Annotated in this window: 21 protein-coding genes; 14 read left to right on the top strand and 7 right to left on the bottom strand. The window is 57.6% G+C overall.

Annotated features, from left to right (window positions below; translation table 11 throughout):
* The first annotated feature begins 195 nt into the window (after positions 1-195).
* Both HMPREF0308_RS06695 and HMPREF0308_RS13660 read left to right on the top strand, forming a co-directional pair.
* A complete protein-coding gene (locus HMPREF0308_RS06695; RefSeq protein ID WP_005529973.1) occupies positions 196-924 on the top strand; it encodes a DUF3558 family protein in 729 nt (242 codons plus the stop codon).
* Between the two features lie 19 nt (positions 925-943).
* Positions 944-2,698: a hypothetical protein gene (locus HMPREF0308_RS13660; protein WP_005529971.1), complete on the top strand. Its 1,755-nt coding sequence runs from the start codon at positions 944-946 to the stop codon at positions 2,696-2,698.
* 61 nt (positions 2,699-2,759) lie between these two features.
* On the opposite strand, the gene HMPREF0308_RS06685 is transcribed toward HMPREF0308_RS13660, so the two are convergent.
* The 3 genes from HMPREF0308_RS06685 to HMPREF0308_RS06675 all read right to left on the bottom strand — a co-directional run bounded on the left by HMPREF0308_RS06685 (position 2,760) and on the right by HMPREF0308_RS06675 (position 4,330).
* Complete coding sequence (locus HMPREF0308_RS06685) at positions 2,760-3,029, bottom strand: hypothetical protein (protein WP_005529970.1); 270 nt, start codon at positions 3,027-3,029, stop codon at positions 2,760-2,762.
* 43 nt (positions 3,030-3,072) lie between these two features.
* Positions 3,073-3,594: a transcription elongation factor GreA gene (gene greA / locus HMPREF0308_RS06680; RefSeq protein ID WP_005529969.1), complete on the bottom strand. Its 522-nt coding sequence runs from the start codon at positions 3,592-3,594 to the stop codon at positions 3,073-3,075.
* Positions 3,595-3,844: 250 nt separating this feature from the next.
* Positions 3,845-4,330 carry a DUF4307 domain-containing protein gene (locus HMPREF0308_RS06675; RefSeq protein WP_034657178.1) on the bottom strand — a complete coding sequence of 162 codons (486 nt, stop codon included), beginning with the start codon at positions 4,328-4,330 and terminating at the stop codon, positions 3,845-3,847.
* Between the two features lie 92 nt (positions 4,331-4,422).
* On the opposite strand from HMPREF0308_RS06675, the gene mca reads away from it, so the two are divergent.
* The 4 genes from mca to HMPREF0308_RS06655 are packed head-to-tail and all read left to right on the top strand — an operon-like array spanning position 4,423 to position 6,985.
* The gene (gene mca / locus HMPREF0308_RS06670; RefSeq protein WP_005529967.1) at positions 4,423-5,316 is read left to right on the top strand and encodes a mycothiol conjugate amidase Mca; all 894 of its coding nucleotides are present in this window, start codon (positions 4,423-4,425) and stop codon (positions 5,314-5,316) included.
* A gap of 3 nt (positions 5,317-5,319) precedes the next feature.
* On the top strand, positions 5,320-5,634 hold the full coding sequence (locus HMPREF0308_RS06665; protein WP_005529966.1) for a hypothetical protein: 315 nt from the start codon (positions 5,320-5,322) through the stop codon (positions 5,632-5,634).
* A gap of 46 nt (positions 5,635-5,680) precedes the next feature.
* Positions 5,681-6,451 carry an isoprenyl transferase gene (locus HMPREF0308_RS06660; protein ID WP_005529965.1) on the top strand — a complete coding sequence of 257 codons (771 nt, stop codon included), beginning with the start codon at positions 5,681-5,683 and terminating at the stop codon, positions 6,449-6,451.
* A 6-nt stretch (positions 6,452-6,457) separates the two neighbouring features.
* Positions 6,458-6,985 (top strand): flavodoxin domain-containing protein, encoded by a 528-nt coding sequence (locus HMPREF0308_RS06655; RefSeq protein WP_005529964.1) that lies wholly within the window; start codon positions 6,458-6,460, stop codon positions 6,983-6,985.
* Here the strand turns inward: HMPREF0308_RS06655 and coaA are convergent.
* Positions 6,982-7,908 carry a type I pantothenate kinase gene (gene coaA, locus HMPREF0308_RS06650; RefSeq protein WP_005529963.1) on the bottom strand — a complete coding sequence of 309 codons (927 nt, stop codon included), beginning with the start codon at positions 7,906-7,908 and terminating at the stop codon, positions 6,982-6,984. The genes HMPREF0308_RS06655 and coaA overlap by 4 nt on opposite strands.
* A gap of 147 nt (positions 7,909-8,055) precedes the next feature.
* Between coaA and glyA the strand changes: the two genes are divergently transcribed.
* From glyA to HMPREF0308_RS06635, 3 genes are read left to right on the top strand one after another with little or no spacing between them, the layout of a single operon-like run.
* A complete protein-coding gene (glyA, locus tag HMPREF0308_RS06645; protein ID WP_005529962.1) occupies positions 8,056-9,357 on the top strand; it encodes a serine hydroxymethyltransferase in 1,302 nt (433 codons plus the stop codon).
* Between the two features lie 37 nt (positions 9,358-9,394).
* On the top strand, positions 9,395-11,332 hold the full coding sequence (locus HMPREF0308_RS06640) for a chorismate-binding protein (RefSeq protein WP_005529960.1): 1,938 nt from the start codon (positions 9,395-9,397) through the stop codon (positions 11,330-11,332).
* Complete coding sequence (locus HMPREF0308_RS06635; RefSeq protein ID WP_005529958.1) at positions 11,322-12,029, top strand: aminotransferase class IV; 708 nt, start codon at positions 11,322-11,324, stop codon at positions 12,027-12,029. Before HMPREF0308_RS06640 ends, HMPREF0308_RS06635 begins: the two co-directional genes overlap by 11 nt.
* Before the next feature lie 25 nt (positions 12,030-12,054).
* Here HMPREF0308_RS06635 and HMPREF0308_RS06630 read toward each other — a convergent pair whose 3' ends face one another.
* A complete protein-coding gene (locus HMPREF0308_RS06630) occupies positions 12,055-12,417 on the bottom strand; it encodes a DUF5997 family protein (protein WP_005529956.1) in 363 nt (120 codons plus the stop codon).
* A gap of 153 nt (positions 12,418-12,570) precedes the next feature.
* Between HMPREF0308_RS06630 and HMPREF0308_RS06625 the strand changes: the two genes are divergently transcribed.
* The 5 genes from HMPREF0308_RS06625 to HMPREF0308_RS06605 all read left to right on the top strand — a co-directional run bounded on the left by HMPREF0308_RS06625 (position 12,571) and on the right by HMPREF0308_RS06605 (position 17,117).
* On the top strand, positions 12,571-13,362 hold the full coding sequence (locus HMPREF0308_RS06625; RefSeq protein ID WP_034657176.1) for a LysR family transcriptional regulator substrate-binding protein: 792 nt from the start codon (positions 12,571-12,573) through the stop codon (positions 13,360-13,362).
* 107 nt (positions 13,363-13,469) lie between these two features.
* Complete coding sequence (locus tag HMPREF0308_RS06620; protein WP_005529953.1) at positions 13,470-14,072, top strand: LGFP repeat-containing protein; 603 nt, start codon at positions 13,470-13,472, stop codon at positions 14,070-14,072.
* Positions 14,073-14,367: 295 nt separating this feature from the next.
* Positions 14,368-15,726, top strand: a complete 1,359-nt coding sequence (phoH2, locus tag HMPREF0308_RS06615; protein ID WP_005529951.1) for an RNA 5'-3' helicase PhoH2 — start codon at positions 14,368-14,370, stop codon at positions 15,724-15,726.
* A gap of 121 nt (positions 15,727-15,847) precedes the next feature.
* Positions 15,848-16,417 carry a GNAT family N-acetyltransferase gene (locus tag HMPREF0308_RS06610; protein ID WP_005529949.1) on the top strand — a complete coding sequence of 190 codons (570 nt, stop codon included), beginning with the start codon at positions 15,848-15,850 and terminating at the stop codon, positions 16,415-16,417.
* A 166-nt stretch (positions 16,418-16,583) separates the two neighbouring features.
* Complete coding sequence (locus tag HMPREF0308_RS06605; RefSeq protein ID WP_005529947.1) at positions 16,584-17,117, top strand: type 1 glutamine amidotransferase domain-containing protein; 534 nt, start codon at positions 16,584-16,586, stop codon at positions 17,115-17,117.
* Between the two features lie 101 nt (positions 17,118-17,218).
* Here the strand turns inward: HMPREF0308_RS06605 and HMPREF0308_RS06600 are convergent, their stop codons facing one another.
* Positions 17,219-18,820 carry an MDR family MFS transporter gene (locus HMPREF0308_RS06600; RefSeq protein WP_005529945.1) on the bottom strand — a complete coding sequence of 534 codons (1,602 nt, stop codon included), beginning with the start codon at positions 18,818-18,820 and terminating at the stop codon, positions 17,219-17,221.
* A complete protein-coding gene (locus HMPREF0308_RS06595; RefSeq protein ID WP_005529943.1) occupies positions 18,814-19,425 on the bottom strand; it encodes a TetR/AcrR family transcriptional regulator in 612 nt (203 codons plus the stop codon). Before HMPREF0308_RS06595 ends, HMPREF0308_RS06600 begins: the two co-directional genes overlap by 7 nt.
* Between the last annotated feature and the right edge of the window lie 141 nt (positions 19,426-19,566).

Genomic DNA, 19,566 nt, shown 5'->3' with positions numbered 1-19,566 from the left:
CAGGAAATTTTTCCCATTTTGAGGTTTAGGTAAGTCATCTTTATGTCGTAGAAGACGCCCCGAATTTGACCCAATTCACAACTTGACGCGACAGGCCGCGCAGATTCGTGCATCCTATTTGCGGGAGGCGGCAAGCGGCTAGCAGCCACAACAGCGGCCTTCCGACTCGTCATTGAAGTCTGATGAAGGGTAATCATGAAGCAGCAGGGGATTGTTGTAGCGCTGATTGTCAGCATGGGGGTGCTGACGGGCTGCGCTATAGGACTTGCTCCATGGAGCGCGAAAGAAAACCAGCCAGATACCGTAAAGGAGGCGGGGGACACTTTCGGCACAAGTATGGACAAGGCGGCAGAAAACGCCGACAATCCGGGGGACGCTGTGGAAGCTACCGGGGATGGGGGATTCATCGATTCCAATGGCACGAGCGACAGCGGTGATGCTGGTGCGGATTCCAGCATCACCGCAAAGGGGGAGGGGAACGGCGTTCTGCCGCCATTCGGCAGCTTCGACCGCACGGACCCGGACTTTGACCTGTTCGACCCGTGCACCGAAATACCCGCCGAAAAGCTCGCTGAAGCCGGCCTAGGGCGGAGACTAGAAAGGGGGTTCAATTTTACGGATTCTGTGATGTGCGTTTTTTCTTTAGTCGAGGAACAAGAAAATGGTGGTGTGGTCGGCTTGTCCTCAAGCGACGTATCTATGTCCGACCATGAGCTGAAGAATGGTTCCCGCGTGTTATATGAAAGTCGGACGACGGGGGCGATAGCGTTCGAGAGTCCACTTGGGGGCGACAATAACTGCACTTTATCTCTTGACACAAAAAGAGGACATGTCAGTGTTGGGTATACGTATGCCGGAAACCAAAAGACTTTTCTAGAAAAGTGCTTAGCTGCTGAGGGCGTACTTGGGACGCTCTTGTTTTAAATACAGTACGGGGGGATAAATGAAAATTAACATTGAAGGCTTGAACTCGGCGAATCAGGTGATTTTGGGGCTAGCTCGTCGTAGTGCGAGCGCTGTCGGTATGGCGACTTCGCCAATCGACGGAAGCTTTTCGAGTGTGCATGGTGTTGGGGATGTGGGCACGATTCATCAGAGGGTGATCGCTACTGATCCTGGCTCGGCAAGTAACTCATTGAAGGCATTTGATCAACAGCTTCAGTGGCTGGCAGACACGCTGCAAGCTGACGCTAATGGCTTCGAATCACAAGATTTAGCGAATAGCCGGGGGCTTGATATCGCTGACGCCGGTGGTTCAGTTGAGGGCGAAGCAATGCCGGTGATGAACCAACCGGAACCTGGATATAGTCCTTTCGGGTTTACGACGCCCGTGGTGAATGTAGGCAATAACCTTCTTGGCCTTGCAATGGATTTGCTCAATACGAAAATCTGGAGTGTCTCAGAAACCAATTCACGGTGGAAGAGCCTCGCCGACGAGGTCACGGCAATTGTTGATGGATTGAATGAGGCGGCTTCTTCGCTGGAATCCGAAAATGATAGTGAAGCAACCGCGCGGGCAGCACAAAAGATCCGATCTGTGGCGGAATCAGGTAATCACTTCATCGCTAATGCTGAGGTGATGAGCCAGAAGCTTTTCGGCTTCCAAGCCAACCTGATGGCGTCGCAGCCCAAAGCAATGTCCTTGGCCATGTCCGCGATGGCGATTCCTGATCCAGCAGCACGCAAGGCCGCCGAGCAGGCAGGTCTGGCGTTTATGCAAAACGCACTCCAAACCCAAGTGGTTGCCGCGATGCCGTTCCAACATGCGCTAATGACAACCATGCCACCGTCAGGCGGCGGCGATGTAAGCAGCCAATTTGGTGGTGTAAATGGCAATGGCCAACGTTTTGACACCAACACGGTCGTATGGCCGCGAAGGATTGCAGAAGCAATCGCTAGCGGGAAATTGGGCCCTGGCTCTTTTGGAATCGTCGATGGCCAGGTCGAAGGGTTGGAAGGCCTTGGGATGACAGATTCTGAGATCCAAAAGTTTAACCAAGACCTGCTCAACGGTGGCAGGGCGTCGCTAGCGCAGCTTGGTGCGCCGATCTCAGCAGCAGACCTTGTCACTAGTGGTGCCAATGCCAGCCCATCGGTAGGCGCGCCGATAGGCCACACCACGGCTGGTTTGGGTGGGGTTGGCTCCATCCCGCAGAGTACTGGCGCCAACCAACACATCAATCCAGCGACGCTTGCAGCCAATAGCGGTGCGGGGCTAACAGCAGTGAATTCACATGCGGGAGTTCCCGCCATGATTGGCGCACCAGCAAGCAAGAGCTACGGTTTTGGTAAGCATGCCCTGGGGCTAAGCAACACGGGTGCGCTAAATCAAGGCAATGGAGCCGGTGTACCTGGGGCGTTTAGCACCGGAAGCGGATCGGGCGGAGGTACACTTGCCGGTTCGGCGGGCACTCGTGGTGGATCACTCAGCACAGGAAGCATCGGCAATGGTTCGCACCTGGGAGGTGGCACCAACACAACTCTGACTGCGGCACGTGGGGGAGCCGCTGCTCGTGGCACCATGGGGCGCGGGATGATGCCCATGATGGCCGGGATGGGGCGTGGTGGCGGCGAAGATCGACGTATCAAGTCAGTCACCAGCAAAGTCGAAAGCGACCCAAATCGACGGGATCTATTAGGGGAGCCGCCAGCCGCACTGCCCGGCGTCATCGGAGCATGGGCACGTGAAGAAGGATAGAAACGACTCGAACTAAAAAGAATGGCGCCCATGCACAGTGCATGGGCGCCAGTTTTTAGTTTTACAGAGCCGGTACTACCTGAGTCTCAACCACGACGTTCGGGTTAGCAGCAGCAGACTCGGAAGCGGCCGGATTGTTTGCCGCGGTGCTTTCGGATGCCTCGCTCGAAGACGTGGACTCAGCAGGCTTCGGAGCCTTGCCAGTGTAGGTGGAAGCGTTGTCGATCTTCTCGCTGGTGGAATCCTGCTCGTTCGGTGGGTGGCAAGCTGCCAGAGACAGACCTGCAGCGAATACCAAACCGGCGGTTGCGAAGCGGGAGAACTTCTTCATGGGTGCTCTTTCTCCAGAATGAGTTGAAACTAAGAATATGAAATTAGGCCTGGCGCGGAGTTGCGGCCTTAGCTGAATCATACGGCGCTGCGGATTCCACCGTGACCGAAATGGTCTTGCCATTTGGTGCGGTGTACTCGCGGGTCTCACCTTCATGCGCTCCGATCAGGGCGGCACCCAGCGGGGACTGCTCAGAGTAGGTCTCAAGATCCTTGTTGTCAGAAGCAGCAGCGCGGGTACCGATGAGGAAGGTTTCCTTATCGTCCTTGTCACCGTTGTAGTAAACGTGAACCACGGAACCGATGGCGGCAACACCCTCCTGGATAGCGGTGCGCTCAGTGGTGGCGTTTGCCAGAACCTCAGAGATCTGCTTAATGCGGGCCTCTTCCTGGTCCTGCATCTCGCGGGCTGCGTCGTAGCCAGCGTTCTCCTTAAGGTCGCCTTCTTCGCGTCGCTCGTTGATTTCCGCAGCGACTACCGGGCGGTGGTCAATAAGCGCTTGCAGCTCTGCTTCAAGCTTGGCCTTGGTTTCCGGGGTGATGTACTGCTTCTGCTGCTCAGCCATAGTGCAACCTTCCGTAAAGCGGGGAGAATCTAAAATATTGTGGGCCTTATACAATTGCGGGCCCACCTAATGGAAAAGGTCAGCTCCCACCATGCAAACTCGCAGGAGGTGCGACCTATCCTAAGCGCTACAAATCCTAGAACACGCGGGTGATTATCACGGCGTCGCCTAGCGCAACAGTTCGGGAAGCTGTTGTGGGATAGAACCGTTGTGAGTCAGCTTTGCTGCTGTGCTGAGCAGATGAGCCGGTTTAGCTAGTGGACTGCTCCACATAGTCCGGGTTATTCATGTTGAGATAGCTCGGCACGTTGCCCGAACAACCGTAAACGCCGCCGGCTACCGCGCGGTGGTTAGTGGGGACGTCGACAGCAATGCGTTGCACCTCAGCGCCGCCGGCAGGAACAGCAAATTCGCGGCGGCCCACCTCAGCCTTGGAGTAATCGAAGGCCTGGACAATGCAGTACGCGTCCTCATCGATGTGGTTGCGGGTGACGTCAGCCCAGACGCGGATGGAGTCGTCGGACAGTACCTCGTGCGTGACGTAGGAGATGCTGGCGTTGACCTCCTCGCGCTTTTGGAAGTACTGGACACCATAAAAAATCGCGGCGATGAACATTGCCGCGAAAACGAGCACAATGGCCTTATTAGTAAAGCTTGAGGTCTTAGTCGCAGAGTTGTCTGCCGAGGGGCGGGCACCGTAGCGAGCACCTGAACGAGGGGTACCGGCGGAAGTCATAGTCAATAGTCTATCCAACACTCAAGATTTTCAAACTATCCACTACACTGGACCCCTGTTCCTATACCAGTGCTAGAGGAGATGAACCCACAGTGAGCGACAAGCGCCTGCTAGCCATCCACGCGCACCCCGATGATGAATCCTCCAAGGGGGCCGCCACTACAGCTAAGTATGCAGCCGAGGGCGCAGAAGTGCTCGTTCTTACCTGCACCGGCGGCGAGCGCGGTGACGTTATTAATCCCGCCATGGATAAGCCAGGCGTTAAAGAAAATATGGGAGCCATCCGCCACGAAGAGATGGCACAAGCCGCGAAGGCTCTCGGTGTTAAGCACCAGTGGCTCGGCCATGTTGACTCTGGTCTCCCCGGTGGTGATCCATTCGATCCGGAACTTAAGAGATTGCTGCCCGAGGGCTGTTTTGCTCTCATCCCAGACGATGAGGTAGCGCAAGAGCTAGTGAAGACGATTCGCGAGTTCCGCCCCCAGGTCATCATCACCTACGACGAGATTGGCGGCTACCCGCACCCAGATCACCTCATGGTGCACCGCGCATCCATGATTGCCTGGGAGAAGGCAGGAGATCCGTCCTACCACCCAGGGCTCGGCGAGCCATGGGAGCCACAGAAGCTTTACTACACTCACGGATTTGTCTATCAGCGCATGAAGCTCTTCCACGACCTTCTCGAGGAAGAAGGCAAGTCCAGCCCGTACGGTCCTATGCTTGCGCGATGGGACACAGCATTCGGCGACATTATGGCAAGAGTGACCACTCAGGTTGAGTGTGCAGACTACTTCCAAAACCGTGATGATGCCCTGCGTGCGCATGCGACGCAGATCGATCCGGCCGGCGCGTTCTTGGCCACATCCGTAGAGGTCCAGCAGCGCCTGTGGCCAACGGAGGAGTTCGAGCTTGCGCAGACTCGTGTGTCGACTGAGCTTCCAGAAAGCGATTTATTTGCAGGAATTACTGAAGTAGGGGAGTCTTAAGATATGAGCGCAATTGATTCGCTAGTTCTTGCTGCAAGTGACATCCAGACCAATGTCTTTTTCCTTGCCCAGGGTGCAAAGGAAGGCCCCATGGGCCCAGAGTTCGGTAAAGCTTCACCTATCGGCCTGTTGATCCTCGCCCTGATGGGCGCGGCCGTCCTGTTTGCTGGCTGGAACTTCCACCGCCGCTACTCCCGTTTCCGCCGTCGTACCATGTTTGCTCAAGACCATGGCATTGATCCTTTCGACGACGAAGCCGTCGATGCGGCAATGAAGGAAGCCGGTGTATTTGACAACAGTAAGCGTTCTTTCTTGTAGGCGAAGTTCTATGCGTCGAAACCGGAATGTTGTGTAAGGAAAAATAGTGAGCTTCCTGAGCCAGTTGCTGTACCCCGTCTATGAGGCACGTTTGGCGCGCGCGATTAAAGGAAAACCGCAGCCACGCCACGTAGCCATCATGGCGGACGGAAACCGCCGCTGGGCTCGGGAAGCCGGCTTTACTGATATCAGCCACGGTCACAGGCAGGGCGCAAAAAAGATCAGTGAGATGATCTCGTGGTGCAAAGACACTGACATTGAGGTCGTCACCATCTATCTGCTCTCCACGGAGAATCTTAAGCGCAGCACCCAAGAAGTGCAGCTGCTCTTCGACATCATCTCCGACGTGGTAAAGCACCTGTCCGAGGGGGACTTGGACTGCCAAATCCGACTCGTTGGACACCTTGATTTATTACCTGCTGAGGTTACCGAGAAGATGCGCGCCGCAGCGCAGGCCACCGAGGACAACAAGGGCGTCATCGTCAACATCGCCGTGGGCTATGGTGGCCGCCAGGAAATCGTCGACGCCGTCCAAAATCTCATCCGCGACGAGGCTCAGAAGGGGCATAGTACAGAGGAAATCGCCGACTCGGTGACCGCAGATGCCATCACTAGCCACCTCTACACCAAGGGGCTGCCGGACCCAGATCTGGTCATCCGCACCTCCGGTGAACAGCGTCTTTCCGGATTCTTGCTCTGGCAGGCGGCATACTCCGAGATCTGGTTTACTGACACTTATTGGCCGGCATTCCGCCGCGTCGATTTCCTCCGAGCGCTGCGTGATTACTCGCAACGCTCCCGCCGTTTCGGAAAGTAGGTCTCCATGACCACCGTAATCTTCGACTCTGTTTACGGTTCTACCCAGCGCTACGCCCAGGAGCTGGCAAATCAGCTCAACGCCGAAATCTTGCCGCTCGCTGACGCTAAGAATCAAGCACACCTGGACAAGCTGGGCGTCGACAAGCAACCGCTCATCGTCATGTCCCCGGTGCATGGCCCATCGATTACCGCCGCCGATTTTGTAAAGAAGCATGACTTTGGTGACCGCCCAGTGGCCGTCGTGGTCGTTGGGATGACGCTGCTTGAGGAAGCGCGCGCGAAGGACCAACTCGCGATTCCGCTGGCGAAAAAGCCCGCCGTCGAGCACTTTTATTTGCCAGGTCGGCTGAACTATTCGGAGCTAAAGTTCAAACACAAGATGATCATGAAGACCATGATCGCCGCGCTGCGTCAGAAGAAGGACCGTACCCCGAACGAGCAGAACATGGTCGATTGCTACGAGCGCGACGTCGATGAGACCAACTTTGCGGAGCTGGCGCCCATCGTTCAATGGGCACAGCGCAACTCCTAAAGCTTGCGCATGCGCACCTTTTCCACCAAATGGTGTGAGCCTTTGCGCAGTACGAGTGAGGCGCGGGGACGCGTGGGCAGAATATTTTCCACAAGATTTGGCAAGTTGATGGACTGCCAAATCTCGCGGGCCTGCGCGCGGGCCTCGCTGTCATCCATCTCCGCATAGGACGCGAAGTGCGCGCCCGGCTCACGGAACGCGGTGTGGCGTAGGTGGAGGAAGCGCTCGATGTACCAATGCTCAATGTCGTCCACCCGCGCGTCGACGTAGATGGAGAAGTCGAACAGATCCGAGACCATCAAGGTAGGGCCCGTCTGCAGGACGTTGAGGCCCTCCAGAATCAGGATGTCGGGACGGCGCACCACCTGGTATTCATCGGGCAAAATGTCGTAGGAAATGTGCGAATACACTGGCGCCTTGACCTCAGCCTTGCCGGACTTCACGTCGGTGACAAAACGCATGAGTTTGCGGCGGTCATAGGTCTCTGGAAAACCTTTACGCTGCATGAGGCCGCGCTCGTTGAGAATATCCGCGGGGTAGAGGAAGCCATCGGTGGTGACCAGATCCACTTTCGGGTGGGAATCCCAACGCTGGAGCAGCAATTGGAGTACACGGGCGGTGGTGGATTTACCTACAGCCACCGAACCCGCGATGCCTATGACGAAAGGAACGTGGGCGGGGTCGTTGCCCAAGAATTCTTCGGTGGCGGCGGTCAGTTCCTGGCGTGCTGCGACCTGCAAGTGAATAAGACGCGACAGCGGAAGGTAGACGTCAGCGACTTCGTCGAGGTCAATGCGATCGCCGATACCGCGAAGCGCCTCAACTTCCGTGGCGGTAAGAACCTGGGGCATCGACAAGCGTCGCTGGCGCCAGGTTTCGCGGTCAAAGTCGAGGTAGGGACTGGTGTCGGTAATACGCGCCATTGCCTAATTGTCGCACTTCATCGGTCCTTGGTGAAAGTTGCATGTATTTAGTGGCTGCAACAGCCCCCGCGTGGGGGCGTGGCAGTTAATATGTAGAGCAGGTTTGAACCGACCTTGTAAGCAACCGAGAAGGGAATCAACGCTTCCATGACTGCCAACAACTCCGCAGACGTGCGCTACCAAGAGATGCGCGAGCTGGACCCGGACGTATTTAACGCCATTAATGGTGAGATCGCCCGCCAGCGCGACACCCTTGAGATGATCGCATCTGAGAACTTCGTCCCACGTGCCGTTCTGCAGGCACAGGGTTCCGTCCTCACCAACAAATACGCTGAGGGCTACCCAGGGCGCCGCTACTACGGTGGTTGCGAGCACGTTGACGTCATCGAAGATCTGGCGCGTGACCGTGCCAAGGAGCTCTTCGGCGCTGAGTTCGCTAACGTCCAGCCGCACTCCGGTGCGCAGGCAAACGCTGCGGTTCTGTCCACCCTGGCGGAGCCGGGCGACAAGATCCTGGGTCTGTCCTTGGCACACGGTGGCCACCTCACTCACGGCATGAAGTTGAACTTCTCGGGCAAGCTGTACGACGTCGCCGCATATGAGGTTGACCCAGAGACCATGCGCATCGACATGGACAAGCTGCGCGAGCAGGCCATCAAGGAGCAACCGAAGGTCATCATCGCCGGCTGGTCCGCATACCCGCGCACCCTGGATTTTGCGGCCTTCCGCTCCATCGCCGACGAAGTTGGCGCCAAGCTGTGGGTGGACATGGCCCACTTCGCTGGTCTGGTTGCTGCAGGCCTGCACCCATCTCCAGTTCCGCACGCTGACGTTGTCTCCACCACGGTTCACAAGACCTTGGGCGGCCCACGCTCCGGTCTGATCCTAGCTAAGCAGGACTACGCTAAGAAGATTAACTCCAACGTCTTCCCAGGTCAGCAGGGCGGCCCACTGATGCACGTCATCGCTGCTAAGGCTATTGCTTTGAAGATCGCCGCTTCGGAGGAGTTCAAGAAACGCCAGGAGCGTACCCTCGAGGGCGCACGCATCCTTGCTGAGCGTCTGACCGCTGCTGACGCAAAGGCTGCCGGCGTGGACGTTCTGACCGGCGGTACCGACGTGCACCTGGTTCTGGCTGATCTGCGCAACTCTGAGCTCGACGGCCAGCAGGCTGAGGACCTCCTCCACGAGGTGGGCATCACCGTGAACCGTAACGCTGTGCCGAACGATCCTCGCCCGCCGATGGTTACTTCCGGCCTGCGTATCGGTACCCCGGCACTTGCTACCCGTGGCCTGGACGCAGCTGCGTTCACTGAGGTTGCTGACATCATTGGTACCGCTCTGGCGCAGGGCAAGAACGCTGATGTTGAGACCCTGCGCGGACGCGTTGCCAAGATCGCTGAGCAGTACCCGCTCTACGATGGCCTCGAGGACTGGAAGCTCGTCTAAAAGCTTCCTTCCAAGCTAATTCACACAACCCATTGCCATGCACCTGCTGATCGTCGATAATCACGATTCTTTTACCTTCAACCTCGTGGACTACGTTCGGCGGGTGACTGGCACTGAGCCTACGGTGGTGCCTAATGACACCCCGTGGGCCCAGGTGGATCTGGCGCTTTACGACGCCGCCATCATCTCACCCGGGCCAGGCACCCCGGCCAACCCTGCTGACTTGGGAATCAGCGCGGATGTGCTGCGCGAGTTCGCCGGTCCTATTCTCGGCGTGTGCCTTGGACTCCAAGCGATGGTGCACCTAGAAGGCGGTGTAGTCGGCCCAGCCCCCGCCCCTGCACACGGCGTGGTTGACCACGTTGACCATGACGGGACTGGCCTGTTCGCGGGCCTTGAAAACCCGTATAGAGTGGTGCGCTACCACTCCCTGGTCACTCACGAAGTCCCTGAATGCTTCGAGGTCACCGCCACCTGTCGCGCCACTGATGCGCCCCACGACGCTTCCTTGAACACCCTCGTCATGGCGATCCAGCACCGCAGCCTGCCGCGCTGGGGCGTGCAGTTTCACCCCGAGTCCCTGATGACGGACGCAGGGGAGCGGCTCATAGCCAACTTCCTCCAACTCGCCCGGCGCTACTATGCGGCCGAGTACTTTGCGGTGCGTACCCTCGACGAGCCGCTGCCGATCAAAGACATCGCCAGGAGACTGCGCGGCAATGTCTTTTGGCTAGACGCTGGCCGGTTCGGCATCCTGGGCGACGATTCAGGCCCGCGTGCGCGGCATCTGAGTTACACAATTTCAGCAGGGGATGATGCGGGATTCTTTAATCATGCTGCGCGTGAATACGAAGAGTTTGTCCTGCCACCGCGCGTCGGCGCGCCCATTCCAGGCTGCGACTTTGCGCTGGGCTGGGTGGGTTACCTGGGATACGAGATTGGACTCGAGGAGGCACATACCGCCTTCCCGCCGGCACCTGGCCCGGACGCGGAGTTCGTGTTCTGCGATCGAGCAATCGTTATTGATCATGAAGAGAACAAAACCTATTTGTTGAGCTTCGCGGACGATGCCGATTGGGATTTGCCACCAGTTAAAGCTCAGACGGGGACATCAAAGCCGTGGGAATCCTCGGGCAGGCTCATACATGACGAGGCGGAGTACTTGCGCCTCATCGCAGCAGCGCAAGACTTTGAGGTACGCGGCGAGACATACGAGGTATGCCTGACCAACCGCATTGAGCTGGAACCTTTGCCGCAGCCGCTGGAGACTTTTTTGAAGCTGCGCGAAGACAATCCCAGCAAGCGCACGGGATACCTGGGCTTTGCTGGAAACGCATTGCTCTCGACGTCGCCTGAGCACTTCTTGAGCATCGACGAATGGAGCATGGTCTCCTCAACACCGATTAAGGGAACCAGCCCGCGCAGCGCGGACCCCGCAGAAGATGCTGTGCACAAGGAGCTGCTGCGGGACGCCAAGACCACCTCTGAACTGCTCATGGTCGTGGACATGGTTCGCCATGACTTGGCCCGCGTGTGCGATGGCGTCACGGTGCCACGTGGCTTTGAGGTGCGCAGCTACGCTACGGTGCATCAGCTTATGTGCGAGGTGACCGGACGGCTCAAGACCAACGCTAGCCCGGTTGACGCCATCCGCGCGGCCTTTCCCGGTGGTTCCATGACAGGCGCGCCCAAGGAACGCACGATGCGCATCATCAGTGAACTGGAGGGCACGTGGCGTGGCGTCTATTCGGGTGCCTACGGCTACCTCTCGCTGACCGGTACTGCGGACTTCTCCATGGTCATCCGCTCCGTCGTGAGCAATGAGCGAGGTGCCTATTACGGAGTGGGCGGCGCGATCCTCGCCGTGAGTGATCCGGCAGCCGAATGGGAAGAAACCATGGTCAAGGCCCGCCCGCTTCTCAATCACCTGGGGCTTAGCCCTGCGCAGCTGCAAGGTGGCAGTCATGGTGCATAGTGAGGATAAAGCTGCGGCCCAAAATGAGGCGCTTGTCGATACGCGGGTGGATTCCTTCCTTGTACGGGAGGGGAGAGCCATCCGCCCGGACCTGCATCGCGCGCGCTTTGGCGCGGGCTACCCAGCGCTTGACGACGCCCCGCAGCACGGCGAGTGGTTCCCCCGCGTGACGGTCGGCGGCGTCGTGTGGCGCCCGGCGCCACGGCTGCGCACTGAAACCACGCTGTGGGTACCTCCCACACCTGATCCGCGCATACATCCGCTGACCAAGGGCCCGGACCTAGCGCTGCTGGGCACGCTGCGCGCCGAAGCCCAAAGCCATGGCGCGGATGACGTGCTCCTTTATGGCACAGATGGTGTAGTACACGAGGCGGCCAACGCTGCTCTCATATTTTTCGACGAGGAGGGGCCTGCCATGGGGCCCGCGAATTGGGTGCTGGAATCGACCACGCTGCGCGCCACGGTTGAGGCAGGTCTGATGCCTAAACCGCGCCGGGCGGAGATTCGGCTTGAGGAAGCGCTGGAGCTGCAAGCCTGGTGCGCGAGCGCTTTGCATGGCTGGACGCGAGTTACCCGATGGATTGTCGAGGGCAAGATGGTGCAGGCAGCAGCAAACACAGCAGACCCAGAAAACACAAAAACCGGGCGCATCAACGCCCGGCTGTGGGAAAGCGCGGTCGATGTAACCGCGCGGTAGCTCCCCCGCTTTTGTCTGCTGGAGCTTAGTCTTCCGACTCGCCCGAACCATCGCGGTTCTCGGCATGTGCCTTGCGGGCAGCCTCAAGCCACTCTGGCATTTCGGTGAGGAGCTCCTTGATCTCGGCGGTGGTCATCGGGCGATCCACGTCATTCTTCTTAAGGGCCGTGACCGAGATGCCGAGCTTCTGCGCGACTACCGGGCGTGGGTGCGGACCCTCAAGGCGTAGCTTGACCAGCCACTCCGGCGGATTGTCCTGTAATTCGCGCAGTTCCGCGTGCGATACTGCGTTATTTTGGAATTCTTCCGGGGTAGCAGGCAGGAAAATGCCCAGCTTCTTAGCAGCGGTCTGAGCGCGCATAGCGGTGCCGGAAGGTTGTTTATTCATGTCATTCACGTTGCCTACGGTAGCAGTATTGCGCAGTACATGTCATGCCTATGTCATGCCGCAAGTTAGGGCTCGTGTTATCCCGGTGGTGCTGTGCCCGCCGCTTAACGGTGCCGGCGATAGCACCCAGTAATATTGTCTAATATTGTCTGCATGCTGCGACTCGTCTTTAGTACCGGAACAGAACCAGGGAAATGGTTTGAGCGCTACCGGTCGAACCCGGACTACGGTGGCCTCACCACGGTCGACTCCGACGATGCCATCGACACCTTACTGGCGGGCGACGCCGACTTGGCGCTGGCGCGCGTGCCGGCGGACGGCGTCGACAAGCGCATTAGCGATGACTTCCATATGGTGCGCCTGTATGAAGAAGCCGTGGGCATCGCCGTGCCGAAGGACTCCGTCTATGCCGAGGTAGGGGAGGATGTGGAGCCTGCGGACGTGGCGGATGAGTACGTGAACTATCGCATTGGCGATGACGCACTGGTCGATGTTCCCGCGGTCCGCGAAGGACTCCAGGTGGTGGCCGCGAACGTGGGTATCGTCATCGCGCCGCGGCCTTTGCTCAAGGTGCTGAGCAAAAAGCAGGTGGTCCCGCTGGGGCTTAATGATCCAACCGTTGCGCGGACCGCTATTGCGCTGGTGTGGTCAAAGGAACGCGATGCTGATGACGTCCAGGCTTTCGTTGGCGTGGCCAAGGGGCGCACCAAAAATTCTTCGCGCGGTACCGCGGTAAAACTCAGTGCTCGAGAGAAGTCCAAAGCAAAGCAGGCGCGCCGGGAGGCTCTGGCCAAGGAGCAAGGCAAGGCGCACAAGCAGAACAATGCTAAGAAAAAGACCAGCGGTGGGTCACAGGCTGGTAACAAAAGAGCTGTTCAGGGACGAAAAAATTATCTGTTATCAAAAAGTAAGAAATCCTCTCAGCGGGGGAAACGACGGAAATAGGCCATTTTCCTTGTCAAATCGCGGAAAATTAGGTGGCTGCTGTGAGCCTTCCGTCCGTAGCGTTATTTGTGTTCCTACGAAAACAAATTTAGAAAAGAACGTAGCCCATGCAGAAGATCACCCGTCGTTTCACAGCAGGGCTCGCAGCAGCTTCCCTTTCGCTTGCATTAGTAGCGTGCTCCGACGCTGAGGATGCAGCTAACTCCGCAGGTGACGCAGCTAAGTCTGCAGCCAACGAGGCAACCGAGAAGGCTGGTTCCGCTGTCGCTGACGCAACTGGCGCGAAGGACTCTGAGTCTGAATCTGAGGGCGCAGATGCTTCTGAAGGCGCTGCGGGCAAGGACTCTGGCGAGAAGAAGACCATTAACACCCCAGCAGGCGATTTTGAGGTTCCGGCAGCATTCGCTTCCGCAATCGAGGAGAAGGCTGGCGAGTGGGGCGATGTCCAGAGCATCGAGAACACTGACGCCGGTTCCCTAGCAACCTTCGCGGAAGACAAGCTGCTTGCCTTCAACGAAGAGTCTGGTGCGCAGCCAATCATCGGTAAGATCGCTGAAACCTGGAAGGGCGAGGGCGGCCTTGCTAACAAGGTTGGTCTGCCGACCGCTCCTGAGCAGGCAGAAGGCAACGGCTGGGTCCAGAAGTTCACCAACGGCACCATCAAGTGGATGAAGGGTGCCTCCGGCGAGTACGAAGCTACCGTTGAATAAGCTCGTCGATTAAGCTTTCACCGCTTTATCCCTTGGTTCAAAGAGCCAAGGGATTTTCGCGTTTTCGCAATGTTCATCTTTCACCCATGTAATTTCAACCTTCGGCCCCTAGCTTGGAAGACAACCAAGAAGAAAGCTATCGGCGAGGACCATCACCCTGGCGGAACTTCTTGGGGTTTCGAAAATTAACCAGCTTCACTATCGCTACTTTCTCGCAATCCATGCGGCGCTGACATTGCGCAGAGCCCGCGGAGTCACGCGGGGAGGTGGCAGCTAAAGGGAGAACCCTGCCATCATGACTAACCCGTCCGTCCTGACCGAATCGATGCACCCGGGCGCTGTGGCCACCAAGACCTACGTTATTGATACCTCCGTCCTTCTTTCAGACCCGTGGGCGCTGCGCAAATTTGCAGAGCACGAGGTCGTCCTTCCTATCGTTGTCATTTCCGAGTTGGAAGGAAAGCGTCATCACCCTGAGCTTGGCTGGTTCGCCCGCCAAGCTCTTCGCTTTTTGGAGGACCTTCGCGGCTCTTATGACGCCTTGGATCAGCCGGTTCCAGTAAACATTGATGGCGGAACGCTGCGCGTAGAGCTCAATCACCAAGACCAGTCCCTGCTGCCAGCAGCATTCCGTGGGTCCGAAGGTGATCACCGTATCCTTGCGTGTGCGTTGAACCTGGCTCACGAGGGCAAGGACACGGTACTGGTAACCAAGGATGTACCGCTGCGTGTCAAAGCCGGCGCGGTTGGGCTCCCAGCGGATGAGTATCACGCACAGGACGTTGTGCTTACTGGTTACACGGGCATGGCCGTAGTGCATACCTCGACTGATGTCGTTGATGCGCTCTACCGTGATGGGGAAGTCATGGTCGATGGTGCACTGACTGAGGCGGGCGTTGCCGTAGAAGAGCTGCCTGTGCATTGCGGTGTGACTCTGAACGCTGGCGGTCAATCGGCGTTGGGGCGTGTTACAGCAGAGGGCACTATTCGCCTGGTCCGCGGCGAAGTCAATGCATTCGGCTTGCAGGGCCGTTCAGCAGAGCAGCGAGTGGCGTTGGACCTCCTCTTGGACTCCGATGTAGGGATCGTATCTTTGGGCGGACGCGCCGGTACAGGTAAGTCAGCCCTGGCGTTGTGCGCAGGACTGGAAGCAGTTCTCGAGCGGAGGGAGCACCGCCGCATAGTGGTCTTCCGCCCGATGTATGCAGTGGGCGGCCAGTCCCTGGGCTACCTGCCAGGCACCGAGGCCGAGAAAATGAATCCGTGGGCGCAGGCGGTCTACGACACCTTGGAGGGGCTGGTCTCTGACAACGTGATGGAGGAAGTGCAGGATCGCGGTTTGCTCGAGGTCCTGCCGCTGACGCACATTCGCGGCCGCAGCCTTCACGATTCATTCGTCATCGTGGATGAGGCGCAGTCTTTGGAGCGTAATGTCTTGCTCACGGTTCTTTCCCGCTTGGGTAAGGGTTCGCGCGTGGTGCTGACTCACGACGTCGCCCAGCGCGACAATCTACGCGTGGGCCGCCACGATGGTGTCCAGGCGGTGATTGAGAAGCTCAAGGGGCATGAGCTCTTTGCGCACATCACGTTGCAGCGATCGGAACGCTCGGCCATCGCGGAGCTGGTCACGGACTTGTTGGAAAACGAAACATAAGCCGTGCACACAGTGCTTGGCGACGTCGCGTTTATCCCACGTAACCAGGGATGATCACTGCTAGCTAACGCTGCATTATTTATATAGCCGTATAGGCAACCGTCTTGGAATAATAAAGAACATGACAGAAAACAAACCCGCGAAGAATTTCACTATTCGTCCGTTCGTCACGGCCGACTATCCCCAAATGCGGGCGATTTATGAAGAGGGCCTGAACACCGGCCACGCGACGTATGAGACGCGTTCGCTTACCCTTGAGCAATTCACCAAGGCAAAGATCATGCCCTCCGTCTTCGTTGCAGTTGAAGCTGACGATGACTCCAAAGTCTTGGGCTGGGTTTCCGCTGCCCAGATTTCCTCCCGTTCGGTGTTCCACGGCGTTGTTGAGGACTCTATCTATATCAGTGCCCAGGCACAGGGGCGCGGTGTTGCAGGTGCTCTTTTGGATAAGCTCATTGCGACCTGCATCGACCTGCATAAGTGGGCCATTCACTCCTGGATTTTCCCGGAGAACGAAGGCTCGGCAGGCCTGCACAAGTCGCGCGGATTCGTCAAGGTTGGAACTTACTCGCACATGGCGAAGATGACGTACGGCGAACTGGCGGGCCAGTGGCGCGATACCGACGTCTATGAGCTGCTGCTTCCTAAGCCGGAGGAAAAGCGTAAGGCGGCGCAACCAGTAGCCGATTAGGTACCAACTCTGTGTTTGCTGTTCTCAATGTGCGAAGAGCTTGAATTGCAGGGGGCTTGACGCCCGGCATGCCGTTGACAGGGATGGGCTCCACGGCTCTGCGAGAACTGCTAGCCGCGGTTACAGTGGGATCCGTACTTAGCAACGAAACACTAAGGAGTAAATCATGGCGGATCTTTCCACTAAGACAATTGCCATTATCGCAACCGACGGTTTCGAGGATTCCGAACTGACGTCGCCGGCCGATGCCGTTCGCGAGGCGGGTGCAACCGTCAAGGTCATTGCCCCTGAGGCAGGCACCATTAGCGGTAAGAAAGGCGCAAGCGTCGACGTCGATGCAACCACTGCTGATGTACGGGGTGAGAAGTTCGACGGAATCGTGCTCCCTGGTGGCACGAGTAATGCAGATGCGCTTCGTATGGACGAAGCCGCAGTGGAAATCGTGAAGAAGCACGTTGAGGCAGGCCGTCCACTGGGCGTTATCTGCCACGGCGGTTGGATTCTTACTGACGCTGACGTGCTTAAGGACCGTACTCTTACGTCGTTCCCGTCGCTCAAAACGGATCTGCGAAACGCAGGTGCAACCTGGGTGGATGAAGAAGTCCACGTCGATCAGGGCCTCGTATCTTCCCGCACCCCGGATGACCTTCCTGCGTTCAATGCGAAGATCGTTGAGGAATTTGCTGAGGGCACTCACTAGCGAGATATAGCAAAGAATCCCCGGCTCAACAGGTACTTTGACTGTTGAGCCGGGGATTTTGACGTATCAGTTGCGAAGCTACCGTCCTAGAGAAGGTGCCGCTAGGAGATTTCTTCCTTGAGGTGTTCCTCAGTAATTGGAAGCACGAGAAGCAGCGCCACGATGGCTAGTGGGACCATCAGCAGGATGACGGGGGTGAGGCCGTCGTTGTAGGCATTCAGGATGACGGACTGAATTGCATCCGGAAGCTGTGCAACGAGGGAAGGAGTCAAGTGGGAAGAACCGCCGCTTGCGGCTGCGAACTGCTGTGCATACTGCGCGCCCTCTGGACCCATGGACTGGATTGCTGCTGGCATATTTGCTGCCATTTCATCCTTCATGTTGTGGATGAAGAGCGAGCCAACCAGGGAAGCACCAACCGCAGCGCCGATTTGGCGGAAGAAGTTGTTGGCCGCAGTCGCAGTACCAACCAAAGCGATGGGGAAGGAGTTCTGGACAATGAGGACCAGAACCTGTTGCACGAAGCCAAGGCCCACGCCGAAGACAAAGAACTCAGCGCCCAGCTGGGTAAGGGTGGTAGCAACGGTCAGCTTAGACATCCAGAACAATGCGCCCGTGGTGATGATAAAGCCGATGATTGGGTACATCTTGTAGTGGCCCGTGCGAGCGATGATGAAGCCCACGATGGTGGAAGTTCCGATGAGGCCGACCATCATCGGAATCATCATGAGACCTGCTTTGGTTGGGGTAAGGGTGTGAACCATCTGCAGGTAGGTAGGCATGTAGCCGAGCACGCCGAACATAGCGAGGCCCAGGACAGTGCCCGAAGCAGTGGTCAGAACCATGTTGCGATTCTTGAACAGGTGCACTGGGATGAGCGGTTCCTTCGCCTTGGACTCGACGATCACGGTGATGATGGCGCCGATGACAACGGTGATTCCCAGGCCAATGATGATTGGGTCCGACCACTCGTACTGAGTGCCGCCCCAGGTGGTCATGAGAATGAGGGAAGCAGTGGTGATTGCGATAAAAGTTGCGCCCAAGACGTCGAACTTGCGCAAATCGGTATCGCCAACGCGTAGGTGCAGGACCAACGTGCAGACGGTGATTGCGAGTAGGCCAAGCGGGATGTTCATCCACAGGCCCCAACGCCAACCAGGCCCATCCGTGAACCAGCCGCCAAGGACTGGGCCAAGCACGGAGGACAGGCCGAAGACGCCGCCCATGATGCCCATGAACTTGCCGCGCTCACGGGCGGTTGTGACCTCAGCGATGATGGACTGGGAAGAAATCATCATGAATCCAGCGCCGAAGCCCTGGATTGCGCGGCCAACAATGAGCCAGTTCATCGTGTTGGAGAAGCCGCCGAGCGCGGATCCAATCACGAAGACAGCAATGCCGCCGATGTAGAGCCACTTGCGGCCCACCATGTCACCCAGCTTGCCAGAGATCGGCATGGCGATGGTCATGGTGACCAAGAAGGCGGAGATGACCCAGCTCATGTGGTCCACGCCGCCGAGCTCACCGACGATGGTAGGCAGAGCAGAGGAGAAGATCATCTGGCCCAAAGAGCTCATCAGCATGGTGAGCACGAGGGCGGAGAAGACCAAACCGACGTTGTTTTCTTTCTTTTCTGCAGCTGCGGCCTTGGCCGGCTCGGCTGCACCGACATTATTTGCCGGAGTCAGTGCGGTATCTACCATTTCAGTCCTTTGGAAAAATTAATCACGAGTTTTAATGCGTCGTCGAGGCGATCCTCGAATGGGGTTGCGCAGTTGATTTCAGGGGAAGCGGTGGCAATCCATAGCGCTTCTCGAACGATGGCGCCGATGAGCAGCGCCTCCGTTTCCGGCAGAACATCCGGGCACAAGCTGAGCTCGGGGTTCTTCTCGAGTCGCAGCTTGATGAGTTCTGCGATTTCCGTGGACTTGGCTCGCTTGCGGCTAAACGACGCCGCGGCCGCGTCCGGGTCTCCTGCAATGCGACGGCGTCTCGCAGCAATTTCATGGTTGGCGTGGTGGCCGCGCATGTGGGTCTTGACGAGTTCAACGGTCAGATGCAGAAGATCTTCAGTTGGAGTTTTAAGGAAATACGTCCGCTGATCGTCCGAAAACATCTCGCTCGGGGAACCGAGTACAGCGGAGTCTTTAGAATCGAAGTAGTTAAAGAACGTGCGCCGAGAAATTCCTGCATGTTCGCAAATTTCCTCGATCGTGGTAGCGGAGAATCCGCGCTTGTCCACTAGGGAAGTGGCCGCGTCTTCGATGCGCAGCCGCGTTTCGAGGCGCTTCTGCTCGCGTAATGACATTTCTTCTTGCACACTGTGCAACTTTACACTTGATGCAACTTTGCACCAAGTGTAATTTCGGTGATTCTTAAACGACGAGCGGAAGGGTGTGATCTAGGTCCTATGAAGCGTCCTGGGTTTAGTTCCTACCTCAGCTAAGGA

This window comes from Corynebacterium striatum ATCC 6940 (assembly GCF_000159135.1).
Classification (GTDB): Bacteria; Actinomycetota; Actinomycetes; order Mycobacteriales; family Mycobacteriaceae; genus Corynebacterium; species Corynebacterium striatum.
The sequence above is the reverse complement of the archived record's forward strand: the minus strand, read 5'-3'. Positions and strand labels throughout refer to the sequence as shown.

Coding starts and splice junctions, on each gene's coding strand:
- HMPREF0308_RS06635 (WP_005529958.1), top strand. CDS start 11,322: ATGGTGCATAGTGAGGATAAAGCTGCGGCCCAAAATGAGGCGCTTGTC.
- glyA (WP_005529962.1), top strand. CDS start 8,056: ATGACTGCCAACAACTCCGCAGACGTGCGCTACCAAGAGATGCGCGAG.
- HMPREF0308_RS06620 (WP_005529953.1), top strand. CDS start 13,470: ATGCAGAAGATCACCCGTCGTTTCACAGCAGGGCTCGCAGCAGCTTCC.
- HMPREF0308_RS06665 (WP_005529966.1), top strand. CDS start 5,320: ATGAGCGCAATTGATTCGCTAGTTCTTGCTGCAAGTGACATCCAGACC.
- HMPREF0308_RS06640 (WP_005529960.1), top strand. CDS start 9,395: ATGCACCTGCTGATCGTCGATAATCACGATTCTTTTACCTTCAACCTC.
- HMPREF0308_RS06595 (WP_005529943.1), bottom strand. CDS start 19,425: ATGTCATTACGCGAGCAGAAGCGCCTCGAAACGCGGCTGCGCATCGAA.
- greA (WP_005529969.1), bottom strand. CDS start 3,594: ATGGCTGAGCAGCAGAAGCAGTACATCACCCCGGAAACCAAGGCCAAG.
- HMPREF0308_RS06625 (WP_034657176.1), top strand. CDS start 12,571: ATGCTGCGACTCGTCTTTAGTACCGGAACAGAACCAGGGAAATGGTTT.
- coaA (WP_005529963.1), bottom strand. CDS start 7,908: ATGGCGCGTATTACCGACACCAGTCCCTACCTCGACTTTGACCGCGAA.
- HMPREF0308_RS06695 (WP_005529973.1), top strand. CDS start 196: ATGAAGCAGCAGGGGATTGTTGTAGCGCTGATTGTCAGCATGGGGGTG.
- HMPREF0308_RS06685 (WP_005529970.1), bottom strand. CDS start 3,029: ATGAAGAAGTTCTCCCGCTTCGCAACCGCCGGTTTGGTATTCGCTGCA.
- HMPREF0308_RS06605 (WP_005529947.1), top strand. CDS start 16,584: ATGGCGGATCTTTCCACTAAGACAATTGCCATTATCGCAACCGACGGT.
- HMPREF0308_RS06610 (WP_005529949.1), top strand. CDS start 15,848: ATGACAGAAAACAAACCCGCGAAGAATTTCACTATTCGTCCGTTCGTC.
- HMPREF0308_RS13660 (WP_005529971.1), top strand. CDS start 944: ATGAAAATTAACATTGAAGGCTTGAACTCGGCGAATCAGGTGATTTTG.
- HMPREF0308_RS06630 (WP_005529956.1), bottom strand. CDS start 12,417: ATGAATAAACAACCTTCCGGCACCGCTATGCGCGCTCAGACCGCTGCT.
- HMPREF0308_RS06675 (WP_034657178.1), bottom strand. CDS start 4,330: ATGACTTCCGCCGGTACCCCTCGTTCAGGTGCTCGCTACGGTGCCCGC.
- HMPREF0308_RS06655 (WP_005529964.1), top strand. CDS start 6,458: ATGACCACCGTAATCTTCGACTCTGTTTACGGTTCTACCCAGCGCTAC.
- phoH2 (WP_005529951.1), top strand. CDS start 14,368: ATGACTAACCCGTCCGTCCTGACCGAATCGATGCACCCGGGCGCTGTG.
- HMPREF0308_RS06600 (WP_005529945.1), bottom strand. CDS start 18,820: ATGGTAGATACCGCACTGACTCCGGCAAATAATGTCGGTGCAGCCGAG.